Origin of the sequence: Chlorogloeopsis fritschii PCC 6912 (assembly GCF_000317285.1) — a bacterium.
In the GTDB taxonomy this organism is placed as follows: Bacteria; Cyanobacteriota; Cyanobacteriia; order Cyanobacteriales; family Nostocaceae; genus Chlorogloeopsis; species Chlorogloeopsis fritschii.
The window spans coordinates 1-1,441 of sequence record NZ_AJLN01000029.1; the positions used below are offsets into that span (position 1 = coordinate 1).

Annotated in this window: 1 protein-coding gene; it reads left to right on the plus strand. The window is 45.0% G+C overall.

Annotated features, from left to right (window positions below):
- The first annotated feature begins 177 nt into the window (after nt 1-177).
- A complete protein-coding gene (locus UYC_RS0101455) occupies nt 178-1,386 on the plus strand; it encodes an RNA-guided endonuclease InsQ/TnpB family protein (protein ID WP_016879215.1) in 1,209 nt (402 codons plus the stop codon).
- Nucleotides 1,387-1,441: the final 55 nt, after the last annotated feature.

A 1,441-nucleotide genomic window follows, 5' to 3' on the forward strand; every position in this document is an offset into this window, starting at 1 on the left:
TTTTATCTAATTCCATGAGAAGACTCCCGTTACAGTCGCAGACTTAGCGGGAGATGAATCATGGGTCAAAAACGCAACGCCCTCTGACCAGTATTTTGCGTTAGCAAAATTAGGGAGGAGGGTAGTTAAGTTTTTGACAACATGGTATACTATTTTATGTACTAACAAGTTACATAAATGCTGGTATTTGAGGCAAAACTTGAAGGGCAAGACGTGCAGTATCAAGCGCTTGATGAAGCTATTAGAACTGCTCGTTTTGTGCGTAATAGTTGCCTCCGGTACTGGATGGATAACAAAGGAATTGGGCGTTACGATCTCAACAAATTTTGCGCTATTCTTGCTGCTAATACTGAGTTTCCTTGGGTAGCCAAGTTGAACTCGATGGCTCGTCAAGCTAGTGCAGAAAGAGCGTGGTCTGCAATTGCTAGGTTTTTCGATAATTGCAAGAAATCTAAACCAGGTAAGAAAGGATTCCCACGGTTCAAGAAAGAGCAAACTCATGGGAGTGTTGAATATAAAACCTGTGGGTGGAAGCTCTCTGATGACCGTCGCTATATCACTTTTAACGATGGTTTCAAAGCAGGGACTTTCAAGCTTTGGGGAACTCGTGACCTGCACTTTTACCAGTTGAAACAGTTCAAGCGAGTGCGGGTTGTGCGTCGTGCCGATGGGTACTACGCGCAGTTTTGTATCGACCAAGAACGAGTCGAAAAGCGAGAACCAACAGGTAAAACTATTGGTTTGGATGTGGGACTTAACCACTTCTATACCGATAGCGAAGGTAATCAGATTGAGAACCCTAGACACCTGCGTAAAAGCGAGAAGTCTTTGAAACGTCTGCAACGTAGATTGTCTAAAACCAAAAAGGGTTCTAAAAACAGAGTTAAAGTGAGAAATCGATTGAGTAAAAAGCATCTCAAAGTAAGTAGGCAACGTAAAGACTTCGCTGTAAAATTGGCGAGGTGCGTAGTCCAGTCGGCAGACTTGGTAGCCTATGAGGATTTGAAGGTGCGGAATATGGTGAGAAACAGACATCTTGCCCAATCGATTAGTGATGCTGCGTGGACTCAGTTTAGGCAGTGGGTTGAGTATTTTGGCAAGGTGTTTGGTGTGGTGACTGTTGCAGTTCCACCCCACTACACCAGTCAAAATTGCTCTAACTGTGGTGAGGGTGTCAAAAAAACCTTGTCTACTAGAACTCATGTTTGTCCTCATTGTGGTCATACCCAGGATAGAGACTGGAACGCTGCGCGGAACATACTTGAATTAGGACTACGTACTGTGGGGCACACAGGATCTCAAGTCTCTGGAGATATCGACCTCTGTTTGGGAGAGGCAACTCCTCCAAATAAGCCGAGTCGTGGAAAGAGAAACCCCAAAGAGTGATCTTTGGAATCCCCCGCTACACCCGCAAGGGTTAGCGGCGGGAGGATGTCAATCT